The sequence below is a fragment of the Microtetraspora sp. NBRC 16547 genome, assembly GCF_030268965.1.
Taxonomy (GTDB): Bacteria; Actinomycetota; Actinomycetes; order Streptosporangiales; family Streptosporangiaceae; genus Microtetraspora.
Map to the genome: position 1 here is coordinate 1 of NZ_BSSE01000080.1, position 906 is coordinate 906.

Annotated in this window: 1 protein-coding gene; it reads left to right on the top strand. The window is 65.8% G+C overall.

All coding sequences use genetic code 11. From position 1 onward, the window contains the following. Positions 1-61 precede the first annotated feature (61 nt). Positions 62-886, top strand: coding sequence for a transposase family protein (locus tag QSK17_RS35685; protein ID WP_285711118.1), 825 nt, complete (start codon positions 62-64; stop codon positions 884-886). The last annotated feature ends 20 nt before the right edge of the window (positions 887-906 follow it).

The window sequence follows — 906 nt, forward strand, 5'->3', positions numbered from 1 at the left end:
CGTGGAGCCTTCGGTAGAAGAGGTCTCACCACAAGATCGTCCGTCTACCAGAAGGCTCCACGTGATCACCTATCCTGCCATGCTCGACGTCTCACGAGACCTCATCCGCTTCGTCGCACGACTACTGCGACAGGAACGCGCGGCCCGGGGAACCAGGAAGGGCACCAGAGCGCTGACCTGCTGGTTTCAAGCCGTCTTCGTGGTCGCCTGGTTCCGGCAGCGCCCCAACCTCACCCTGCATGGCAAGGCGTTCGGCCTCTCCCAGGCCACCGCCTACCGCTACCTGCACGAGGCCATCGACGTCCTGGCGGATCAGGCCCCCGACCTGCACTCCGCCCTTCACCGTGCCGCCGGCGAAGGACTGCCGCACCTCATCCTGGACGGAAAAGTCTTCGACGCCGACCGATGCCGCATCAAGACCACCAGCGTGAAAGGCGCACAGATCGACGCCTGGTACGCCGGGAAGACCTCCGATTTCGGCGGCAACGTTCAGGCGCTGTTCGCCCCAGACGGGTTCCCGCTGTGGACCTCCGATGTGGAACCCGGCGGCGTCCCGGACATCGACGCCGCCCGCACACACGTCCTACCCGCGGCCTACCCCTACGCCCGAACCATGCCGATCCTCGCCGATCCCGGCTACCAAGGAGCAGGTCACGGCGTCTACACCCCGTTCAAGCAACCCGCCGACGGCAACGGCCTCAGCATCGACAACCGCACCTACAACCACCTGATCCGCGCGCTGCGCTGTCTCGGCGAACGCGGCTTCGCGCTGCTGACCCAACGCTGGACCGCCTTGCAGCACACCACGCTCGGCCCCAGCCGGATCGGGGACCTTGCTCGGGCCGCCCTCGTCCTCGTCCACTTCGAGCACAGAAAGATCAGCTGAAAGTCGGTGAGAAAACGTCA